The organism is Nitratireductor basaltis, from assembly GCF_000733725.1.
Taxonomy (GTDB): domain Bacteria; phylum Pseudomonadota; class Alphaproteobacteria; order Rhizobiales; family Rhizobiaceae; genus Chelativorans; species Chelativorans basaltis.
Genome location: NZ_JMQM01000001.1, coordinates 2,016,109 through 2,037,220, shown reverse-complemented (window position 1 = coordinate 2,037,220; position 21,112 = coordinate 2,016,109). Strand labels below are relative to the sequence as shown.

The window sequence follows — 21,112 nt, the reverse complement described above, 5'->3', positions numbered from 1 at the left end:
AATCGCATAAGCTGCCTGAATGGACATTGCTCAGATCATCAATGCGCCCGTAGCGCAGTTCGGTTCCTCCACCTTCACGCTCGGCCAGCTGGTGGCGGGCGCGGGGCTCATGCTGCTTGCGCTCTTCGTCTTCCTGATGGTGCTTTTGTGGCGTTCAGCACGCGCGCGTGCGGTGGCGGCCGCCGAAGCCGCGCAGCGGGCGCGCGAGGCCGAACAGCGCATGGCCGAACTCACCCGCGCGCAGACCGAGCTGCAGGGGCGCATTGGCACCATCGCGGAAGTTTTCGGCTCCAGACAGGCCGAGCTGACCAAGGCGCTTTCGGAACGTATGGACGGCATGACGACACGGTTGGGTCACTCGATCACCGAGCAGACCAAATCCACGCACGAGAACCTGGCAAAGTTGCAGGAGCGTCTGGCCGTCATCGACACGGCCCAGAACAACATCCAGTCGCTTGCCGGTCAGGTGGTGCAGCTTCAAAACATCCTGTCCAACAAGCAGACACGCGGTGCCTTTGGCCAGTCGCGCATGGAAGCCATCATCGCCGATGGTCTGCCCCATGGCGCCTATGAGTTTCAGGCGACGCTCTCGAACAATACGCGGCCCGACTGTCTGGTGAAGATGCCGAACGATGCCCCGTCACTGGTCATCGACGCGAAGTTCCCGCTGGAAAGCTGGAACGCCATCCGCGCGGCTTCCGAGGGAGAGAGCGGACCCGATGCGAAACGCGTCGCCGAGCAGAGTTTCCGCCGCGATCTGGAAGTGCACATCAAGGCGATCTCGGAGAAATATCTGCTGCCGGGAGAGACGCAGGACACGGCCTTCATGTTCGTGCCCTCAGAATCGATCTTCGCCGAGATCCATGAGAATTTCGAGTCGCTGGTGCAGAAGGCCCACCGCGCCCGTGTTGTCATTGTCTCGCCGTCTCTCCTGATGCTGTCGATACAGGTGATCCAGGCCGTGCTGAAAGACGCGCGCATGCGCGAGCAGGCACATCTGATCCAGGCCGAGGTGGTCAAGCTGATGCAGGATGTGACGCGGCTTGATGACCGGGTGCGCAAGCTGCAGAACCATTTCGGACAGGCCAGCCGCGACATCGACCAGATCCTCACTTCCACCGACAAGATCACCAAGCGCGGCGAGAAGATCGAGGCCCTGGAGCTCGGGCCGGCGGAAGCCGCGAAGACGCAGAGCGCGCCCACCGAAAATCGTCTCTCCCCGCCAGGGCAGGGTTCACTGCGCCTTCGGGTGGTGGATGAATAGCCGCTTCGCGGCAAAGTGAGTTGAAACACAATCGCTTTTCCTGCCAATGAGACACTTCATTTCGTGGAAGTTCATCGGGAGGAAAGAATATGTTCAAGCGTATCTCGAAAACGGCATGTGCCGCCGCAGCTTTCGCTGCAGTGACGCTCACCGGCGCAAGCGCCGAAACCCGCATCACCTACAAGTCGGCCAAGGCCGGTTCCTCCTATTACCAGATGGCTGTCGAGATCGCGGAAGCCCTGAAGAAGGGCACCGATGGCGAGTTCAGTGTGACCGTCGAGGAAAGCCAGGGCTCGGTCCAGAACGTCATGGAAGTGCGCGCGCGTGGCGCAGACTATGTCTTCACGACCCCACCGGCATTGGTGGGTGCCGCACAGAATGCGTCCGGTCCCTTCGAGGGCAAGGGCAGCGACAAGTTTGCAGAAATCCGCGCGCTCTTCCCGATCCCGTCACTGACGATGCATTTCGTGGTCGCCGAGAGTGCCGGGGCCAGCAAGATCGAGGATTTGGCCGGCAAGACGGTTCTGCTCGGCAAGGGCTCCTTCGGTGCGAGCGAAGGCGAGAAATATCTCGAACTCTTTGGCATCAAGGATCAGGTCGAGATCGCCGATGCGGAGCTTTCCAATGCGGTGGCCGCCCTCAAGAACGGGCAGATCGATGCTTTCGTCACCGCCGGCTCCTGGCCCGCGCCGAATGTGATCGAGGCTGCAGCCAGCGTTGGCGTTGATGTGCTCTCACTGACTGAAGAGCAGATCGCAGAGACCAAGCGCACGAAGATCACGATCCCCGCCGGTACCTATACCGGTCAGGATGAAGACATCGTCACCACTTCCCTGCCAGTCGTGGCTTACACCACAACAGCCATGGATGACGACACGGCCTATCAGCTCACCACGACCTTCTGGGAGCAGAAGGAAGCCATGGGCGGCAATGCACCCTGGTGGAACGGTGTGGACACGGCGCTGATGGCCAACATCACCGGCAAGCTGCATCCCGGTGCCGTACGCTACTATGAAGAAGCAGGCGTGGAACTGGGCGAAGCTCAGAAGTAACACCGCCACCTGCCGCCGCACCTGATTTCAGGGTGCGGCGGCTGAACTCCTGTTTTCCCGCCTTTCAGACAAAAGCATTGCCATGACCAAGCGCATCGCCCTGGCCGCCCTTGCGGGCCTGCTCGTCGCCTATCATCTCGCGCTGGTCTTTTCCGGGCTCGTGCCGAACCTTGTAAGCCGGCCGCTGCATATGGCGCTGATCCTGCCCTGGGTGCTTGTGTTCGTGCCGCAGGAAATGGGTTGGCTGAAACTCATTTCGGGCATTGCGCTTGCTCTTGCTGGCATCACTGCAAGTCTGTGGGTCGCGCTGAACCAGAACAGCCTCGGCGACCAATATGGCTTTCTTGAAGGCCCATTTCAGATTGCCATTGCGGCAATCCTGTTGCTCGTGGTTCTGGAAACCGCGCGTCGCGCTATCGGCTGGGCCTTGCCCATCGTTGCCGCCATCATGTTGCTCTATGGCCTTTTCGGGCAGCATATTCCCGGCGAATTCGGCCATTCGGGAACCCCACTCACATCCTTTCTCGGCACGCTTACCATTGCGGAAGGCGGCATCTGGGGCAGCCTGACCGGCATTTCCGTCTCGACCGTTTCCATTTTCGTCATCTTCGGAGCCGTGCTCAATGCGGGGGAGGCGGGGCAGGGCTTCATGAATGTCGCCGCAGCCGCGGCAGGTCGGCTGAAGGGTGGGGCTGCCAAGGTTTCCGTCATTTCATCAGCGCTGTTCGGATCGATCTCCGGTTCCGCTTCCGCCAATGTCGCCTCGACCGGCGCCATCACCATTCCCGCCATGGTGAAGCTTGGCTATCCGAAGCGACTGGCGGGTGCCGTCGAGGCCGTCGCATCGTCGGGCGGACAGATCATGCCGCCGCTCATGGGCGCGGGCGCCTTTGTCATGGTGGAGCTGACAAGCACGCCATACACCGCCGTCATGGCCGCAGCCATCCTGCCGGCAATCCTCTATTTCTTCGCCGTGTGGATCGGCGTGAACGCCTTCAACACCCGCTACAAGCTTGAGGGCCTGCCAGCGGATCAGGCTCCCGCACTGCGCGATGTGATCATCACTTCGGCCTTCTTCCTCGTGCCGTTCACGGTCCTGCTCTGGGGCATGTTCGTGGCGGGCGTCACGCCGCAATATGCCGCAAGCCTTGCCATCCTGGCAGGAGCAGTGCTGCTCTTCTTCAACGGTGCGCTGCGTTTTTCCGCGCGTGAGGCTCTGCTCCGTTTCGAAACCGCATTGATCACCGCCGCGCGTCAGGTCGCGCTCATTGCTTCCATCATTCTATGCGCGTCCATCGTCATCGGCGTGCTTTCGATCACGGGCCTTGGCGTCAAGATCACCTCGCTCATCCTGTCGGGCGCGGGGGGCATGTTGTGGCCGTCCCTGCTTTTGACGGCGATTGCTTGCCTGATCCTTGGCATGGAAGTGCCGACAACCGCCGCCTATGTCATCTGCGTGTCCGTGGCAGGCCCGGCGCTGACACAGCTTGGTCTGGAGCCGCTGGAGGCTCATCTCTTCGTCTTCTGGTTCGCGCTTCTGTCCACCATCACGCCGCCCGTCTGTGGTGCTGTCTTCATTGCGGCGGGCATGGTTGGCGAGGATTGGCTGAAGGTCGCTTTCACGGCAATGGCACTGGGCGTCGGGCTCTACCTGATCCCGCCGGCCATGATCGCAAATCCGATGCTGCTGGCATCGGCCACGGCACCGTTGGCCGCCCTGTTTGCAGGCGCAAAGGTGGCGCTGGCGCTGGGTGCTATTTCCTATGGCCTCATTGCACGCTTCGGCGGTGCAGTGCGTGCCGGGCTGATCGCAGGCGGATTGATCCTGCTTTTCGTACCACTCAGCCTTTAGCGTTGAGCGCCTCGCAGATGGAGGCGACCAGCGCCGCGTCATCTTCGTCGCGCGCTTTCTTCGCCTTCACCAGGCAGGCTTCCGAACGCAGGATCACGCCGTCTTCCAGCACTTTCAGATGGTTGGCCGTTAGCGTCGAGCCGGTCGAGGTGATATCGACGATGATATCGGCAGACCCCGCCGCCGGCGCGCCTTCGGTGGCACCGAGGCTTTCCACGATGCGATAGACCTGGATGCCATGCTTCTGGGAAAAGAACTGCTGCGTCAGGCGCCAATATTTCGTGGCAATGCGCAGACGACGACCGTGACGATGGCGGAAATCGGCGGCCACATCGTCAAGATCGGCCATGGTCTCGACGTCAAACCACACATCGGGCACGGCGACCACCACATCGGCATGGCCGAAGCCGAGCCGGGCGGCAATCTCTGCCTTGGCTTCCCAGTCGGGAATGGTTTCGCGAACGAGGTCTTCGCCGGTTACGCCCAGATCAATGCTGCCCTTGTCGAGCTCGCGTGCAATTTCGGAAGCTGACAGAAACGCGACCTCGATCTCCGGACGCCCTTCCATCGAAGCCTGATAGCGCCGGTCATTTTCCGGCAGCTTCACATGAAAACCCGCAGCGGCAAGCTGCTCGATCGTCTTGTCCTTCAGGCGGCCCTTGGAGGGCAGGGCAAGGGTGATGCTCATGATGCGCGCTCCCGCAGGGTCTCGATGCGGTCCAGCCATGCCGAGAAGCCAATGCCGGGAATGGGGAAGGGCGCGCCAAGCAGCGTCAGAAGCCGGTCATAGCGCCCGCCACCGACCAGCGGCTGGCTCTCGCCCTCGACCGTGATCTCGAAGATGAAGCCGGTATAATAGTCAAGTGGACGACCGAAGGAGGCATCATAGGTGATGCTGGCAGAGCCGAGACCGGCCGCCTCGATCTCCTTTTGACGGGCGGAAAATCCGGCAAGCGCTTCATCAAGCACAAGACCGGCTTCACCCGCGAACGCTTCCAACCTTGCGATGGCTTCTGAGAGCGGCACTTTTAGCGCTAGGAATTTGCGCAATGCAGCGAGCGCATCGTCGGAAAGCCGTACCCGCTCAAGTGCCGCCTTCTCGATCAGGCGCTCGGCGATTTCCTGCGGCGTGCGACCGGCAGATGGCGAAAGCCCGGCACCTTCCATCTGATCGGCGATATGGGCCACAAGTGCGTCGTGATCACCCGAGGCTACCAGCTCCGCAAGCTCGGCAGGCAGGCTGCCGCCATTGGGCGGATTGGTAAGTTCATCGAGTGTTGCCTTCAAGAGCCCCGGCGCACCGAAGGCACGCGCCAGCCGCTTCTGCCAGCCCGATGGAAGTCCGAGCGCGGAAAGCACCGCCTCGAAAAGCGCCTGGTCACCCATTGTGACGGCAGGGGCACGGCCCGGCAAAAGCCGCTCGAGGAGCGCATGCGCATCGGCCAGAGAGCGCGCATCGGCTTGCGGACGGTTGTCCGAGCCCAGATCCTCGATACCCGCCTGGAAAAATTCGGCGCCACCCTGTCGGCGCTGACGGAACACTTCGCCCAGATAGGCATAGCGCTGTGGCGTCTTCGCCCGCGCAGCAATGTGGTCACGGCAAACCGGAATGGTGAATTCGGGCCGCAGGCAAAGCGTCTCGCCCGTCTCGCTCTCCGTCAGGAATATGCGCCGGCGCAAATCCTCGCCCGCCATGTCGAGAAAGGGGTCGGCTGGCTGGATAATGCCAATATCCGCAAGCTGCGCCTCGCGCTCGGCAAACAATGCCAGAATGTCATTGGCGAAGGTGGGGTAGCGGTGGGTCATGTGGCAGCGCTGGTGCCCAGGCACCCCCCTCTGTCCTGCCGGACATCTCCCCCACAAGGGGGGAGATTACGCAGCTTTGCTGCCGCGCGACCGGTCTCAGGATTGGTGCCCCACTCAGATGCAGCCGATCTCCCCCCTTGTGGGGGAGATGCCCGGCAGGGCAGAGGGGGGTATTGCAAGCCGCTCACCTCAAACCCCATCCCGTTCCTGCAGCTGCTCCTCAAGCACACGAACAACCGCTTCCACCAGCTCGTCTTCCTTGACGGAGAATTGCGCCGGACGGCTCGCGCGCCATTCCTCGTTGCTTTCGATCTCGGCGGAGAGCTTCTTGCCCTCGATCAGATCCTTGATCTGCACCACGCCTTCCGCGCGCTCATCCGCGCCCTGGATGATGGCCAGCGGGCTGCCGCGGCGGTCGGCATATTTGAGCTGGTTGCCGAACTTCTTCCAGTTGCCCTGATACATCTCGGCGCGGATGCCCGCATTGCGCAGCTTCTGCGTGAAGGCCTGATATTTCGCCATGGCCTCCATGTCGCCATCCATGACGGTGACGAGAACAGGTGCCAGAACCTCGTCCTGCCCAAGTTTGCCGAGATTCTTCAGCGCCGTCATCAGGCGCGAAACGCCGATGGAAAAACCGGTTGCGGGAACAGGCTGCCCGCGGAAGCGCGAGACAAGCCCGTCATAACGGCCACCACCGCCCACCGAGCCGAAGCGAACGATCTCGCCCTTCTCATTGGGGATTTCTGCGGTGAGTTCGGCTTCGAAGACCGGGCCGGTGTAGTATTCGAGCCCGCGCACGACGGAGGCATCGATGAGGATGCGGTCTTTTTCATAACCGGCAGCGCGGATAAGGTTCTCGATCTCGCCCAGTTCGGCTAGGCCGGACTTGAACAAATCACTTTCGATGGAGCTGTTCCTGCCCGCAACATAGTCGAGAACGATCTGCGCCTTGTCGGCATCAAGTCCCGCACCCGGCGTGAAGTCGCCTTCACCTTCCTTGCCGCCGTCCCATCGGCCGGGCCCGAGCAGCAACACGATCTCCTCGACTGGAAACTTGTCCAGCTTGTCGATCGCACGCAGCACAGTCAGCTTCTGCGTTTCGTCACTGACGCCGATGGCTTCCATCACGCCGTCGAGCACCTTGCGGTTGTTGACGCGGATGACATAGTCACCGCGCGCAATGCCCAGTGCTTCCATGACATCGGACATCATCATGCACATCTCGGCATCCGCCGCGACCGACGGTGCGCCGACCGTGTCGGCGTCGAACTGCATGAACTGGCGGAAGCGGCCCGGGCCTGGCTTCTCGTTGCGGAACACCCAGCCCGCGCGATAGGTGCGGTAGGGAAGCTGGATATCGTTGAAATTCTCCGCGACATGGCGCGCCAGCGGCGCGGTCAGGTCGTAGCGCAGGCTCATCCACTGCTCGTCATCGTCCTGAATGGAGAAGACGCCTTCATTCGGACGGTCCTGATCGGGCAGGAACTTGCCGAGCGTGTCTGTATATTCCATCAGCGGTGTTTCGATGGGATCGAAGCCGTAGCGCTCATAGACGGCGCGGATCTTCTCGACCATCTCGTTGACGGCGCGGATATCGGCGGGATGGCGGTCGACAAAGCCGCGCGGGAGCCGTGCCTTAACCTTGCTTGCCTTGTTCGCCATGATCTCGAAATTCCGCCTGAAAATGTGAAAAACCGCGCCCGGGAAAGGGCGCGGCTGGTCTAACCGATAAGGGTGAGGGCGGCAAGCCTTCTGCCTGCCGCGCATGGGTTCCTAGCTGACGATGCGCAGATTGGAGAGCTCGTCGGCGATTTCCTTGAATTTCTCCGATAGGTTCGCACCCGTCGCGTTCCAGAACAGCTTGGCGGCATTGCCATTGCCATCGGTGCGGAAGCGAGACGTGGAAACGCAGTCTCTCAGGCCGTCGATCTGCGCCTTGTCCGTCTTGTCCCTTTCATCGAGATCGAGCGCAACGGCCATGATGATGACGTTGCCGTCGGTCTTGGCGTTCCTGCACACCTCGGCCATCTTGTCGTTCATGGCCTTGGAGTAGTTGTCGTTGGAAAAATCGTACTTGTTGACGCTCGTATCCTCAAAGATGCGGCTCTTGCCGTCCTTGTTCCTGGCGTAGCCGAAGCTTGAATAGATGGATTCATTATTCGCCAGATCATTGCCGCCATAGCGATAATAAGAACCCGAATACTCCTGTGCAGTGATGGAATCGGGACGATAATAGGTGTTCGCACCATCCGTCAGAACGATGACAACCTTGTCATTGCCACGCTCCGATTCTGGACGTGCCTTGAAAGGCTCCGGCCCGGAAACCACACGCCAGCCCCAGGCAAGCCCATCGGGAACATTGGTGGCGCCACCTGCCTCCATTTCGTCAATCGCTTTCTCGATCGTAGTCAGGCCGTCCTTCGTCGCCACATCGGTCAGCGGCGTAATCGGCTTTGTCGTGCAGGAGAGGTTGGGACCTCTTCCAGGACCGAGCGTGCGGGGGTCAAGGCGTGCCTTGGTCGGATCGAAATACTTCTTCATCCGCGCCTGGTCGTCGATGTCCTTGCTGTAGTCGTAATCCTTCCACCAGTTGTTGTTCGCGGGGCGTGAGTACCAGGTTTCATCGGTCTCGTCGGGCGCGAACATCGGTACGAAGAGCGTATCCGGGTTGGAAGTGGTAGGCACCGCATCACTCAGACCATATTTGCCGGGGCGGATCTCAACGCAGCCGGCCCAGGAGTGGTACATGGTGGCATCAAAAACGCTGAATCGGGAAACGGGCTTGTCGCGCTCGGTTACCGGCCAGCCATTGCCCTTCTTCTTCCAGACGCCGCTTTCCTTCTCCACCCGCTTGTTGCCGCTGGACATGTCCGACCAGTCGAAGTTCTCGTGATGGCTGGAAGACCGGCCTTCGGTATCCATCCAGGACGCGTTCTTGTACTTCGCTCCCACATTCACGGATGCGGCGAAGGGAACCACGCCGAATTGCACAGGTGCGTTGATCTGTTTCATGGAGCCGGCCTGCTTGGACAGCGTGCTGACCAGTTCCTTCGCCGCTTCCTTCAACAGGTCGATGCGCTTCTTGCCGGAGCCGGAACCCTTGTAGTCCATGGAACCGGAATTATCGAGAACGAGTGCCACCTCGATCGTGTTCTTCAGCTGAATTTCGCTGCGCGCGCTGAAGGCCATGTCGGTCTCGCCGGAACCGGAAACTTTGCGCAGGGCCTGAAAGGCAGGATAGAAATAGGGCTTGAACTTGAGATCAGCCGTCAGCACCAGCGTTCCGCCGCCGGTGGACATGTCCGGCAGGTCGACGTCAAGCTCGGTGTTTTCAGGTTTTACCGGGCCGAGATTGGCGAGGAAAAAGTCATGGGCGAACTGTTCCGCTTCCGCGTCGCTGGCGCCTTTGGAAATCTCGACAGCCGTGGCAATGCCGGCTGCGTCAAGCGCGTTCAGCGTTGCCTGCCGCTGACGGCTGGCTTCGGTATAGTCGATGGCAACCGCCAGACATCCCATGATGGGAACCATGGCGATTGCTGTCAGCATCGCGTAGTTTCCGCGCTCGTCCCGCAGGAATTTGAGCAACATGGCATTAACCCCCAATATCGTTGCCCCAAAAGATCGACCTTCTCTTATAGGAACTGGTTAATCGCGCCGGAGAACTTCGCCTGCTGGTGGATGAAAGGTTAATGCGCAAGCTGCGATTGTCTCGATGCCGCACGGGAGTGAAGACGGGTGACATGGCCGCGCCCATGGGCTAATGGCTGAGCCGCATCCTGAAAGCCGCCTACCCGATGGAGAACCGATGGCCGAAAACGTGAAGATGATCGACCGTCTGGAAGAGATTGCCGACCCCTACAAGGTCATTCTTTCCGATGTCTGGGGCGTGGTTCACAACGGCGTGTCGGCCTTTCCCGACGCTGTGGAAGCGCTGGCGCGCATGCGCGAAGCCGGCAAGGTGGTCATCCTCATCACCAACGCCCCGCGTCCGCATCCGCTGGTCATCGAGCAGCTTGGAAGACTCGGCGTGCGCGAGGATGCATGGGACCGCGTCATCACCTCCGGTGACGTGACCCGCAAGCTGATCGAGGAGGGTCCGCGCCGCATATTCCACCTGGGTCCGGAGCGCGACACCATGCTCTATGACGGGCTGGATGTTGAACTCGTCGAGGAGTTCGAAGCATCAGGCGTGGTATGTACGGGCCTTGAGGATGACGAGAACGAAGGTCCGGAGGATTACGCCGAAATCTTGCAGCGCCTGCGCGCGCGCGACCTGCCTTTCATCTGTGCCAACCCGGACATCGTGGTGGAGCGTGGTGACAGGCTCATCTACTGCGCCGGTGCCCTGGCGCGCGAATACGGTCTTCTGGGCGGGCGTACCCTGATTGCCGGAAAGCCGTTCGCGCCGATCTATGAGGCGGCGATGCAGGCTGCGGGTGAAATCGCCGGCACGACGTTCGACCGGTCCGAAGCGCTCGCCATCGGCGATGGCGTTCTGACTGACGTGAAGGGCGGCGTGAATGCAGGGCTCGACGTGCTCTTTGTCACTGCCGGCATCCATGGCGCTGACTACAATGTGGATGGCAAGCCGGACACTGCTAAGCTTGGCGCTTTCTTTGAAAAGCACGCCCTGCATCCCGTTGCCAGCATCCACCGGCTGAGATAGGTGCTGCGTGGGCGCACGGATCGAACGCATCAGCGGCTTTGATGCACTGCCTGAAAATTTGCGCGGCGGCGTCGTGGCCATTGGCAATTTCGACGGTGTGCATCGCGGGCATCAGGCGGTTCTGGAGGCTGCACTTGAAATTGCCGGTCGCGAGAACCGCCCCGCAATCGCGCTCACCTTCGAACCACATCCCCGGGCCTTCTTCCAGCCTGATCGCCCGCTGTTCCGGCTGACACCGGCACCCGCCAAGGCGCATCTCCTGCAGGCACTTGGTTTCGATGGAGTGGTCGAGCAGGCCTTTGACAGCGCTTTTTCCGGACTGTCCGCAGAACAGTTCGTCGAGAAGGTCCTGGTTGAAGGTCTCGGTGCGGGGCATGTGGTTACCGGCTTTGATTTTCACTATGGCAAGGCGCGCGGCGGCACGCCTGAAACGCTAGGCTGGGCCGGAGAGGCGGGTGGCTTCGGCGTCACTGTCGTCGAAGCATTCGGCGATGAGGGCGGCAGTGTCATCTCTTCAAGTCGTATCCGCGAATTGCTGGGACAGGGAGAATTGCCTGAGGCCAACGGGCTCCTGGGCTATCGCTATACGGTCGAGGCGGAGATCATTGGCGGCAAGCAGCTTGGCCGCACTCTGGGCTTTCCGACCGCCAACATGGCGCTCTCGCCTGCCGTCAGTCTGGCTCACGGCATCTATACCGTGCGCTTCCGCCGGGCCGATGGCAGCCTTTACGATGGTGTCGCCAGTTTCGGCCGCCGCCCCACGGTGGACAAAGACGGCGCGCCGCTTCTGGAGACCTATCTCTTCGACTTCGAAGGGGATCTGTACGGCGAGACTTGCGCAGTGTCGTTATTCGCGTTTCAGCGTGGCGAAGCGAAATTCGACGGGCTCGATGCGCTTACCGAGCAGATGAAGCGTGATGAAGAAGAGGCGCGGGCTTTTCTGCAGAATGTCGAACCTCTGTCTCCACTTGATCTGGAGATTGCGTTCAACCGGGCTGAAGCGTGGCAATGAAGGCTTTATTCTTGGTCAAGCCTCGGCTAAAAGCGCGGGCCATGACTATCCGCGCCGGCCACAAGACGAATTTCATACGAATTATTGGCCCGGCCTTCCCGGCGGCCTGAGGGCTGCGGAAGGTCCGGGATTAGCGCGCGCAGGCTGATGGCGGCCTGCGAGAACGGCACAGGCGAGGCTCAGATGCCTTCGCATTCTCACGGCGAGACCATGACCGACACGTCCGAAAAGCTCGATTACTCAAAGACCCTCAATCTGCCACAGACCGATTTCCCGATGCGCGCGGGCCTGCCCAAGAAGGAGCCGGAAATCGTCGCGCGCTGGGGCGAGATGGATCTCTACAAGCGCCTGCGCGAAGACGCGAAGGGCCGCGAGAAATTCGTGCTGCATGACGGTCCGCCCTACGCGAATGGCAACATCCATATCGGCCATGCGCTCAACAAGACGCTGAAGGACATCATCACCCGCTCCTTCCAGATGCGCGGTTATGATGCCAATTATGTGCCCGGCTGGGACTGCCACGGCCTGCCGATCGAGTGGAAGATCGAGGAACAGTACCGCGCCAAGGGCAAGAACAAGGACGAGGTGCCGGTCAACGAGTTCCGCAAGGAATGCCGTGAATTTGCCAGCCACTGGATCAAGATCCAGTCGGAGGAGTTCCAGCGCCTCGGCGTCGTCGGCGACTTCGAAAAGCCCTATCTGACCATGGACTACCACGCGGAAGCCCGCATCGCCGGCGAGCTTCTGAAATTCGCCATGTCCGGCCAGCTCTATCGCGGCTCCAAGCCCGTCATGTGGTCGGTCGTCGAGCGCACGGCCTTGGCTGAGGCCGAGGTGGAATATCACGACCATGAGAGCGACACCATCTGGGTGAAGTTCCCGGTGGTCGGCAATGAAGATTTGCGCGACGCCCATGTCGTCATCTGGACGACCACACCTTGGACGATCCCCGGCAACCGCGCGGTGTCCTATTCCCCGCGTATTGCCTATGGGCTCTTCGAGGTAACGGCAGCGGAAAACGACTTCGGCCCGCAGGCGGGTGAGAAGCTCATTTTCGCGGATGCGCTGGCAGAAGAGAGCTTTGCCAAGGCCAAGCTTGAGTATAAGCGTCTGCGCGATGTGCCCGCCGACCTGCTTGAAGGCATGGTCTGCGACCACCCCCTCAAGGGCCTTGGCGGCGGCTACGAATTCCCCGTTCCGCTTCTGGCAGGCGATCACGTGACCGACGACGCCGGTACGGGTTTCGTGCACACCGCACCCAGCCATGGTCGTGAAGACTTTGACGCCTGGATGGACGGCCGTGCTGAACTCGAAGCGCGCGGCATCGACCCGTCCATTCCCTTCCCCGTGGATGATGCAGGCTACTACACCAAGGACGCGCCGGGCTTCGGTCCGGACCGTGAGGGTGGTCCGGCACGCGTCATCGACGACAAGGGCAAGAAGGGCGACGCCAACAAGGCCGTGATCGAGGCGCTGATCGAGCGCAACATGCTCTTTGCGCGCGGGCGGCTGAAGCACTCCTACCCGCATTCCTGGCGGTCCAAGAAGCCGGTCATCTTCCGCAACACGCCGCAGTGGTTTGTCTATATGGACAAGGAACTGGGGGACGGCACGACCTTGCGATCGCGCGCGCTGAAGGCGATCGATACGACACGCTTCGTACCGTCTGCCGGCCAGTCGCGTCTGCGCGCCATGATCGAGGACCGCCCGGACTGGGTGCTGTCGCGCCAGCGTGCATGGGGCGTGCCGATCTGTGTCTTTGCCGATGAAGACGGCAACATCCTGCAGGACGAGACCGTCAACAGGCGCATTCTGGAAGCATTCGAGGCCGAAGGCGCTGATGCCTGGTTCGCCGATGGTGCCAAGGATCGCTTCCTTGAAGGCCGCGACGACAAGGACAAATGGACCCAGGTTATGGACATCCTCGATGTCTGGTTCGATTCCGGCTCCACCCACACCTTCACGCTGGAGGATCGCCCGGACCTGAAATGGCCGGCCGACGTCTATCTTGAAGGCTCCGACCAGCACCGCGGCTGGTTCCACTCTTCGCTTCTGGAAAGCTGCGGCACGCGTGGCCGCGCGCCTTACGACACGGTCATCACCCACGGCTTCACCATGGCCGAGGACGGCCGCAAGATGTCGAAGTCGCTCGGCAATACGGTGGTCCCGCAGGAGATCATCAACCAGTCGGGTGCTGATATCCTGCGCCTGTGGGTGGCCACCACCGATTACTGGGAAGATCAGCGTCTCGGCAAGAACGTGATCCAGACCAATGTCGATGCCTACCGCAAGCTTCGCAACACCGTGCGCTGGATGCTCGGCACGCTGGCCCATGACGAAGGTGAGGATGTGCCGGTGGCCGAGATGCCGGAGCTTGAGCGCCTGATGCTCCATCGCCTTGCCGAGCTCGATGAAGTGGTGCGTGCAGGCTACGACAATTTCGATTTCAAGCGCGTCGTGCGTCAGTTGCTCGACTTCATGGTCATCGAACTGTCGGCCTTCTATTTCGACATCCGCAAGGACGCACTCTACTGCGACGCCCCCTCCAGCATCCGCCGCAAGGCTTCGCTCCAGGTGGTGCGCAAGCTGTTCGATTGCGTGGTGACATGGCTGGCACCGGTCATCCCCTTCACGACGGAAGAGGCATGGCTTGAACGCTATCCCGATCGTCAGTCGGTGCATCTGGAGCAGTTCCCGACCGTGCCGTCGGAATGGAAGGACGAGGCGCTGGCCGGCAAATGGCGCAAGATCCGCCAGGTCCGCCGTGCCGTGACCGGCGCCCTGGAGATCCAGCGCAAGGACAAGGTTATCGGCTCGTCTCTCGAAGCTTCGCCTGTCGTTCATGTGACGGATGCCAGCCTGCGCGAAGCCATCGCCGACCGCGACATGGCCGAAATCTGCATCACCTCCGGTATCGAGATCCGCGATGATGCTGCGCCTGCCGATGCGTTCGTCTCGGAAGATGTGAAGGATGTTGCCGTCGTCTTCCGTCGCGCCAGTGGGGAAAAATGCGCCCGTTCCTGGCGCTACACGGATGATGTGGGTGTGGATCCCGAATTCCCCGATGTCTCCGCTCGCGACGCCGAAGCGCTGCGCGAATTGAAGGCGCTGGGCCGGGTTTAGGCGAGCCAATCGCCTCAACGCGCCCGTTGCTTCGCTCCCGCCGCTTCTGTAAAAAGAGCGGCGGGACGTTTTTTTGCCATAAGCTATGCTCTATACACGTGGCGCTTGAGTAATGGGCGAAGGTTCAGCATCGCGCTATCCGCCCAGACAGGAGTTCGACCTGATGAAACTTCGCGGCGAAATGCAGATCGGCCGTATCGGCGCCGGTCTTGGCCTCGTTTCCCTGCTGGCGCTTGCCGGCTGCGCCGGCACCACCTATGGCACGGGCACGCCGGCGGAACAGCAGCTTTTGGAAGATGTTACCGGCGCGCTGTCGCTTGCGCCGAAGAACAAGCAGAACATTTCCTACGCGCCGCGCCCCGGCATCGTGAAGCCGCCATCCACGGAAGTGCTTCCGCCCCCGCAGGAGGATGTCGCCGAAGCCAATCCCGCATGGCCGGAATCGCCCGAGGAGCGCTTGGCACGCATACGCGCCGAAGCGACGGAGAACCAGAACAACCAGTTCTATCGCCCGAACATCGTGCGCGATGTGAACTATAGCGATGACAAGGTCGGCCCTGCCGTCTCTCCGCTGTCGCGTGCCGAGCAGCAGGCGGAAATCGAGCGCCGCAAGGCACTGGCCCGGCAGGGAAGTCCCAACACGCGTCGCTATCTGAGCGAGCCGCCAGTCGACTATCGTCAGCCAGCCGCAACCGCGCCCGTGGGCGAACTGGGCGAGGATGAGTCGAAGAAAGAGCGCAAGCGCCGCAAGGCCACGGCAGAAAATACGGGCGGTCTGCGCCGTCTCATCCCTTGGATGTAAGGATGTGGGTAGAGGCGGCCTAGTCCCGCCTCTCACGGAAGAACGAGGTCAGCAACTGAGCCGCCTCGCTCTCATTGATGCCGTCATAGATTTCCGGTGCGTGATGACAGGTCGGCTGCGAAAAGAAGCGGCCGCCATGGCGCACACCGCCGCCCTTTGGGTCGCTGGCAGCGAAATAAAGCCGCCTGATGCGGGCAAAGGAGATCGCGCCCGCACACATCGCACACGGTTCCAGTGTGACATAGAGATCCGCATCGTTCAGCCGTTCCGCATCAAGCGCATTGCACGCGGCGCGGATGGCGAGTATCTCCGCATGAGCGGTCGGGTCGTTGAGTTCACGGGTGCGGTTGCCGGCGCGCGCGATTATTTCCCCGGCGCGCAGGATGACAGCACCAACCGGAACCTCGCCGCGAGAAGCCGCAGCGCGTGCTTCCGCAAGAGCGATTTCCATGGGGCTTTGACTTTGACCGGGGCGCAAAAAGCTCAATTTTTCACTCGCAAGCCGCTGAACGACTTGATACCTAGCCGCCTCGAAAGGCAAATGCCACAATGAAGAACGACAGAAACGACAAAGAACGCCCGCGCAAAAACGGCAAGCCTGAAGGCAGGCCGGGTGGCAAGCGTGAAGGCTTCAAGGGCGGCGACTTCAAGAAGCGTGATGGCGAAAAGCCCCGCTTCAAGTCGGCAGCAAAGGGTGAACGGTCTGATGCGCCGCGCGGCGAGCGTGCGCGCAGCGAACATCCCAAGGGCGAGCGCCCCCATGGCAGCCGCCCCAATCCTGACAAGCCGAAGCGGGACTGGAAGAAGAACCCGCCACGACCCGGCAAGCGCGAGCGCGCGGAACTTGCGACGAAGGATGCGGGTGCTGACGCAAAGTCGACGGGCGAGGCCGAGCGCATCGCCAAGCGTCTGGCACGTGCAGGTGTGGCTTCGCGCCGCGAGGCCGAGGAGATGATCACCGCCGGTCGTGTGACCGTGAATGGCAAGCTCCTCGACAGTCCCGCCTTCAACGTGACCGACCGGGACCGGATCGAGGTGGATGGCAACCCGCTCCCCGCAATCGAGCGCACGCGCCTCTTCCTGTTCCACAAGCCTTCCGGCGTGGTGACGACCAGTCACGATCCCGAGGGTCGGCGCACACTTTTCGACATACTGCCTGACGGTCTGCCGCGTCTGATGACGGTCGGTCGGCTCGACATCAATACGGAAGGTCTGATCCTTCTGACCAATGATGGCGGCTTGAAGCGCATATTGGAGCTGCCCGCCACCGGCTGGTTGCGCCGTTATCGCGTGCGCGTGCACGGCAAGGTGGACACGACCGCACTTGCCGGTCTTGCCGATGGCATTGCCGTTGATGGTGTCTTCTACGGCGCGATCGAGGCGACGCTGGACCGCGAGCAGGGCACCAATGCCTGGCTCACGGTCGGCCTGCGCGAAGGCAAGAACCGCGAAGTGAAGAACGTGCTCGGCGCAATCGGCCTCGAGGTAACGCGCCTCATCCGCGTTTCCTATGGTCCTTTCCAGCTGGGCGCGCTTCCCGAAGGTGCGGTCCAGGAAATCAAGGGCAAGATGCTGCGCGACCAGCTTGGCGAGCGGCTTCTGGAAGAAGCCGGCGCCAATCTCGACGCTCCCATCGCCACGCCCTTCTCCAACAAGCCGGTCAAGGCGGAGCGCAAGCCACGGGTGGAGCAGCCTTCCGGCGATGAGCGCGAGGAGGGGCGCAAGCCATTCAACCGCAAGAAGGCGCGCGAGGAGCGTCGCGAGGAACTGCGTGACCGCCTGCAGACCAAGCCCGGCCGTCCTCCGCGTGATGGAGACAGCCGAGGCGACAAGCGTGGCGGTGGCAAGAAGGCGGAAGCCTATACGCCGCGCAGCCGCTCTTCCAATGTCTGGATGGCACCCGGTGCCCGTCCCGTAGGCAAGAAGAAAAAGGAAGAGATGGAAGCTGCGGAAGCACGTCCGAAGCGCCAGACCGAACGCTCCCAGCGTGGCAGGCCGGACAGCAAGCCGGGATTCGGCAAGGGACCTGGCGGCAAGCCGTCATTTCGCGGCAAGCCATCCGGTGGTGGACGCAAGCGCGACCGCGATTGATCTGGGCGTGAGGGGCAGGGCGGCATGCGCATCGTAGGTGGAAAGCTCAAAGGCAGGCGGCTGGTTTCGCCAGGCGACAACGCCGTCAGGCCAACCACGGACCGGGCGCGGGAGGCTTTGTTCAACATCCTCCATCACGGTTATCCCGAATGTCTTGACGGCACCCGCGTGCTCGATCTCTTCGCAGGCACGGGTGCGCTCGGCATCGAAGCCATCTCGCGCGGCGCCTCTTACGCGCTGTTCATAGAGGAAGCGGTGTCGTCCCGCGCGATCATCCGCGAGAACATCGAGGCGCTTGGCCTTCAGGGCGTGGCCAAGATCTTTCGCCGCGATGCAACGCGGCTTGGTGCTGCAGGCACGATCCAGCCATTCGATCTCGTCTTCGCCGACCCGCCCTATGGCAAGGGCTACGGCGAACAGGCGCTGGCGACGGCGCGCGAGGGCGGTTGGCTGACGCAAGACTGCCTTGTCGTGGTGGAAGAAGGGGCGGACACTCCCTTCCAGCCGCCTGAAGGTTTCGTGTTGCACGAGCGGCGCGACTATTCAGGCACGACGCTCGCCTTCTGCGGACTTGCCTGACAAGTCTGCGGGTGACGACAAGACGTGTTAATCTTCCTGCGCTAGATCCTGCAGGCAGATCGAAAAGCAAGGACGCGCGCGTGAGCAATAGAGGCGGAAGCACTCCCAGCATCGCATTGGCTCTTGGTGGCGGTGGCGCACGTGGTCTGGCGCATATTCATGCGATCAAGGCACTGGACGAGCTGGGCCTGCGGCCGACCGCCATTTCCGGCTCCTCCATCGGCGCCATCATGGGCGCGGGCATGGCGTCCGGCCTGTCCGGCAAGGATATCGAAGAACATGCCCGCTCCATCCTGTCACGCCGCGCAGAGGTGCTTGCCCGCGTCTGGCGATCGCGCCCGGCCACCTTCTCGGAGATGATGGAAAGCGGCCTACGCCTTGGCCAGTTCAACGCGCCGCGCGTGGTGGGCGCCTTTCTTCCAGAAGCGATCCCAGAGACGTTTCAGGAGCTGAAGATACCGCTTCACGTAACCGCCACCGATTACTACGGCCACTGCCTTGCGGTTCTGTCTGAAGGCGATCTCGTCTCAAGCCTTGCAGCCTCCGCGGCACTTCCCGCCATTTTCTGCCCGGTCGAGCGTGATGGTCGCCTGCTGATCGATGGCGGCATCTACAATCCCGTGCCTTTCGACATTCTCGAAGGCAAGGCCGACCTGGTCATTGCAATCGACGTGGTCGGCGCACCAAGCAAGACCAGCGCCAAGGTGCCGACGACGGTGGAGATGATGTTCGGCGCGACACAGCTCATGATGCAATCGATCATCGCAATGAAGCTGGAAAGCCGCCGTCCCGACATCCTGCTACGGCCGCCGGTGTCCCGTTTCCGCGTGCTGGACTTCCTCAAGATCAACGCGATCATGGAGGAGACGGCCGGGCTGAAGGACGAACTCAAACGTGCGATTGATGCTGCCTTCACGACAGCCGCAAAGCACTCCGCCTGATCAATTCGCCTGCTTTTCGGCCTCTTTCTCATCCTTTGGATTGAGGAGCCGGCTTTCCCGCGATGGCTTGATGAGCGGCTCCGGCAGAACCGGGCGCGTATGCATCTTTTCATTGCCGGCCGTAAGCCCTTCCGCAGCCTGGATCGAAAGACGGTCTTCGTCACGCCTGCGCACATCTTCGGTAATGGCCTCGGCGGTCATGGTGTCCGTGCCAAGCGCCTCGAGTGATTCCTGTCCGAACCGCAGGGCCGACTCCAGCGTCTCGCGGATCTCGTAATCCACATCGCGCTGGCGAAGCCACAGCGTATGGGCACGGTCGTAGGAGCGCACATAGAGCTTCACATGCGGATATTCCGTCTTGATGAGCTCGACGATAGCGTCCGTTGATGCGCGTCCGTTCGTGCAGACGGCAACCAGCTTCGCATCGCGAATGCCCGCCGCCTCCAGCACCTCGCGGCGGCGCCCGTCGCCGAAATAGATCCGGAATCCAAAGCGTTCGGCCAGTCGTACGCGTGCGGCGGAATGGTCGATGATGGTCACATCGCTGCCGCCGGCAAGCAGGGTTTGGGAGACAATCTGGCCGAAGCGCGAAAAGCCGATCATCATCACGTCAGCGCCCGCACCATCCCAATCCTCCTCCATCTCGTCGGGATCGTCCTCACTCACAAGGCGTTCGCCCAGTGCAACGCTCAAGGGCGTGAGTGCCATGGAAATCGTGACTATCGCGATGAGGAGCGATGCTGTTTCGTTCGAGAATATGAGCGCGGAAGAGGCTGCCGTGAACAGGACGAAGCCGAATTCACCGCCCTGAGGCAGTTGGCCTGCCACGCGCACTGCATCATCGTGGCTGCTGCCGAATATCCGGCAGAGGCCGTAAAGCAGGGCTGCCTTGGTCATGATCAGCGTTGGCACGCCGATGAGAATGATGAGCCAGTTCGCGAGAACGACGTTCAGGTCGAGCGAAAGACCAACAGCCATGAAGAACAGGCCGAGCAGCACGCCTCTGAACGGCTCGATATCGGCGCTCAATTCGTGGCGGAATGTGGAATCGGCCAGAAGCACACCGGCAATGAAGGCGCCAAGCGCCATCGAAAGTCCGGCCACCTGAAGCAGGGAAGCAGAACCCAGCACCACCAGCAGGGCGGCTGCGATCATCACTTCCCGTGCGCCCGAACTGGCAATGAGGCGGAACATCGGGTTGAGGATGTAGCGCCCGCAAAGGATGAGAGCCGCAACCGCCAGAATGGCTATGCCGAAGCTTGCCAGGCTCATTGCCTCGACACCTTCACCGCCGGGTGACAGCAGCGGCACGAGTGCCAGCAGTGGAGCGATCGAAATGTCCTGGAAGAGCAGGATCGAAAATGCCGTCTGCCCGTAGTGCCGGTTGAGCACGCCCTGTTCCTCCATGGACTGTACGGCCACCGCTGTGGAGGAGAGGGCAAGGCCGAAGCCGATGATCATCGACGCCTGGAACGACAGGCCAAGCCCGAACGAGGCAATGAGCGCGATCACGGCACCGCTGAGCAGAACCTGCGCGAAACCGAGCCCGAAGATGTCACGGCGCATGGCCCAGAGTCGCGAGGGATTGAGTTCCAGGCCGATGATGAAAAGCAGGAGAACCACACCAAGCTCGGCAACGTGAAGAAGCTCCTCGCCATCCGATATGAGCCGTGCAACGGGGCCGATCGCAACACCGGCCATGAGATAGCCGAGGATGGTCCCGAGCCCCAGGCGCTTGAAAAGCGTGGCCCCAAGGACGGCGCCGAACAGCAGCAGCAGGGGTTCCCAATAGGTCAGGCTGTGGCTTGCTTCTTCCATGAGACCCTTCGCATCATCTTCATTGTCGGCAGCGGAACCGCAACGCGCCGTCCCGGTTCCTTCATCAGGCGAGCATTGCGCTTGCCAGCATTGAACCATAAAT

16 protein-coding genes are annotated in these 21,112 nt (G+C 61.6%); 10 read left to right on the top strand and 6 right to left on the bottom strand.

Features of this window, described 5'->3' with window-relative positions:
- The first annotated feature begins 19 nt into the window (after window positions 1-19).
- The 3 genes from EL18_RS09755 (at window position 20) to EL18_RS09745 (ending at window position 4,168) form a co-directional block, all read left to right on the top strand.
- Window positions 20-1,264, top strand: coding sequence for a DNA recombination protein RmuC (locus tag EL18_RS09755; RefSeq protein ID WP_036482349.1), 1,245 nt, complete (start codon window positions 20-22; stop codon window positions 1,262-1,264).
- Between the two features lie 89 nt (window positions 1,265-1,353).
- Window positions 1,354-2,316, top strand: a complete 963-nt coding sequence (locus EL18_RS09750; protein ID WP_036482346.1) for a TAXI family TRAP transporter solute-binding subunit — start codon at window positions 1,354-1,356, stop codon at window positions 2,314-2,316.
- Window positions 2,317-2,398: 82 nt separating this feature from the next.
- Window positions 2,399-4,168 (top strand): TRAP transporter permease, encoded by a 1,770-nt coding sequence (locus EL18_RS09745; RefSeq protein ID WP_036482343.1) that lies wholly within the window; start codon window positions 2,399-2,401, stop codon window positions 4,166-4,168.
- Here EL18_RS09745 and hisG read toward each other — a convergent pair.
- The 4 genes from hisG to EL18_RS09725 form a co-directional block, all read right to left on the bottom strand.
- Complete coding sequence (gene hisG, locus EL18_RS09740; protein WP_036482340.1) at window positions 4,158-4,856, bottom strand: ATP phosphoribosyltransferase; 699 nt, start codon at window positions 4,854-4,856, stop codon at window positions 4,158-4,160. The two genes, EL18_RS09745 and hisG, sit on opposite strands and share 11 nt — an antisense overlap.
- Complete coding sequence (locus tag EL18_RS09735) at window positions 4,853-5,974, bottom strand: ATP phosphoribosyltransferase regulatory subunit (RefSeq protein WP_036482337.1); 1,122 nt, start codon at window positions 5,972-5,974, stop codon at window positions 4,853-4,855. Before EL18_RS09735 ends, hisG begins: the two co-directional genes overlap by 4 nt.
- A gap of 189 nt (window positions 5,975-6,163) precedes the next feature.
- The gene (hisS, locus tag EL18_RS09730) at window positions 6,164-7,639 is read right to left on the bottom strand and encodes a histidine--tRNA ligase (RefSeq protein WP_036482334.1); all 1,476 of its coding nucleotides are present in this window, start codon (window positions 7,637-7,639) and stop codon (window positions 6,164-6,166) included.
- A 111-nt stretch (window positions 7,640-7,750) separates the two neighbouring features.
- The gene (locus EL18_RS09725; RefSeq protein ID WP_036482331.1) at window positions 7,751-9,565 is read right to left on the bottom strand and encodes a pilus assembly protein TadG-related protein; all 1,815 of its coding nucleotides are present in this window, start codon (window positions 9,563-9,565) and stop codon (window positions 7,751-7,753) included.
- A gap of 217 nt (window positions 9,566-9,782) precedes the next feature.
- On the opposite strand from EL18_RS09725, the gene EL18_RS09720 reads away from it, so the two are divergent.
- The 4 genes from EL18_RS09720 (at window position 9,783) to EL18_RS09705 (ending at window position 15,580) form a co-directional block, all read left to right on the top strand.
- Window positions 9,783-10,643, top strand: coding sequence for a TIGR01459 family HAD-type hydrolase (locus tag EL18_RS09720; protein ID WP_200875514.1), 861 nt, complete (start codon window positions 9,783-9,785; stop codon window positions 10,641-10,643).
- A gap of 7 nt (window positions 10,644-10,650) precedes the next feature.
- Window positions 10,651-11,655 carry a bifunctional riboflavin kinase/FAD synthetase gene (locus EL18_RS09715; protein WP_051913979.1) on the top strand — a complete coding sequence of 335 codons (1,005 nt, stop codon included), beginning with the start codon at window positions 10,651-10,653 and terminating at the stop codon, window positions 11,653-11,655.
- A gap of 210 nt (window positions 11,656-11,865) precedes the next feature.
- A complete protein-coding gene (gene ileS, locus EL18_RS09710; protein ID WP_152553044.1) occupies window positions 11,866-14,778 on the top strand; it encodes an isoleucine--tRNA ligase in 2,913 nt (970 codons plus the stop codon).
- Between the two features lie 112 nt (window positions 14,779-14,890).
- Window positions 14,891-15,580, top strand: coding sequence for a hypothetical protein (locus EL18_RS09705; RefSeq protein WP_341872059.1), 690 nt, complete (start codon window positions 14,891-14,893; stop codon window positions 15,578-15,580).
- 19 nt (window positions 15,581-15,599) lie between these two features.
- On the opposite strand, the gene EL18_RS09700 is transcribed toward EL18_RS09705, so the two are convergent.
- Window positions 15,600-16,031, bottom strand: coding sequence for a nucleoside deaminase (locus EL18_RS09700; RefSeq protein ID WP_036482328.1), 432 nt, complete (start codon window positions 16,029-16,031; stop codon window positions 15,600-15,602).
- A gap of 98 nt (window positions 16,032-16,129) precedes the next feature.
- On the opposite strand from EL18_RS09700, the gene EL18_RS09695 reads away from it, so the two are divergent.
- The 3 genes from EL18_RS09695 to EL18_RS09685 all read left to right on the top strand — a co-directional run bounded on the left by EL18_RS09695 (window position 16,130) and on the right by EL18_RS09685 (window position 19,191).
- The gene (locus EL18_RS09695; RefSeq protein WP_081871141.1) at window positions 16,130-17,671 is read left to right on the top strand and encodes a pseudouridine synthase; all 1,542 of its coding nucleotides are present in this window, start codon (window positions 16,130-16,132) and stop codon (window positions 17,669-17,671) included.
- Window positions 17,672-17,695: 24 nt separating this feature from the next.
- Entirely contained in the window at window positions 17,696-18,250 is a 555-nt protein-coding gene (gene rsmD, locus EL18_RS09690) for a 16S rRNA (guanine(966)-N(2))-methyltransferase RsmD (protein ID WP_036482326.1), read from the top strand.
- An 80-nt stretch (window positions 18,251-18,330) separates the two neighbouring features.
- Window positions 18,331-19,191 carry a patatin-like phospholipase family protein gene (locus tag EL18_RS09685; protein WP_036482323.1) on the top strand — a complete coding sequence of 287 codons (861 nt, stop codon included), beginning with the start codon at window positions 18,331-18,333 and terminating at the stop codon, window positions 19,189-19,191.
- On the opposite strand, the gene EL18_RS09680 is transcribed toward EL18_RS09685, so the two are convergent.
- Window positions 19,192-21,009 (bottom strand): monovalent cation:proton antiporter-2 (CPA2) family protein, encoded by a 1,818-nt coding sequence (locus EL18_RS09680; protein WP_036482320.1) that lies wholly within the window; start codon window positions 21,007-21,009, stop codon window positions 19,192-19,194.
- Window positions 21,010-21,112: the final 103 nt, after the last annotated feature.

Bases quoted from the DNA above. Each gene is read 5' to 3' on its own strand.
- EL18_RS09755 (WP_036482349.1), top strand. From the start codon at position 20: ATGGACATTGCTCAGATCATCAATGCGCCCGTAGCGCAGTTCGGTTCC.
- EL18_RS09750 (WP_036482346.1), top strand. From the start codon at position 1,354: ATGTTCAAGCGTATCTCGAAAACGGCATGTGCCGCCGCAGCTTTCGCT.
- EL18_RS09745 (WP_036482343.1), top strand. From the start codon at position 2,399: ATGACCAAGCGCATCGCCCTGGCCGCCCTTGCGGGCCTGCTCGTCGCC.
- hisG (WP_036482340.1), bottom strand. From the start codon at position 4,856: ATGAGCATCACCCTTGCCCTGCCCTCCAAGGGCCGCCTGAAGGACAAG.
- EL18_RS09735 (WP_036482337.1), bottom strand. From the start codon at position 5,974: ATGACCCACCGCTACCCCACCTTCGCCAATGACATTCTGGCATTGTTT.
- hisS (WP_036482334.1), bottom strand. From the start codon at position 7,639: ATGGCGAACAAGGCAAGCAAGGTTAAGGCACGGCTCCCGCGCGGCTTT.
- EL18_RS09725 (WP_036482331.1), bottom strand. From the start codon at position 9,565: ATGTTGCTCAAATTCCTGCGGGACGAGCGCGGAAACTACGCGATGCTG.
- EL18_RS09720 (WP_200875514.1), top strand. From the start codon at position 9,783: ATGGCCGAAAACGTGAAGATGATCGACCGTCTGGAAGAGATTGCCGAC.
- ileS (WP_152553044.1), top strand. From the start codon at position 11,866: ATGACCGACACGTCCGAAAAGCTCGATTACTCAAAGACCCTCAATCTG.
- EL18_RS09705 (WP_341872059.1), top strand. From the start codon at position 14,891: ATGGGCGAAGGTTCAGCATCGCGCTATCCGCCCAGACAGGAGTTCGAC.
- EL18_RS09700 (WP_036482328.1), bottom strand. From the start codon at position 16,031: ATGGAAATCGCTCTTGCGGAAGCACGCGCTGCGGCTTCTCGCGGCGAG.
- EL18_RS09695 (WP_081871141.1), top strand. From the start codon at position 16,130: ATGAAGAACGACAGAAACGACAAAGAACGCCCGCGCAAAAACGGCAAG.
- rsmD (WP_036482326.1), top strand. From the start codon at position 17,696: ATGCGCATCGTAGGTGGAAAGCTCAAAGGCAGGCGGCTGGTTTCGCCA.
- EL18_RS09680 (WP_036482320.1), bottom strand. From the start codon at position 21,009: ATGGAAGAAGCAAGCCACAGCCTGACCTATTGGGAACCCCTGCTGCTG.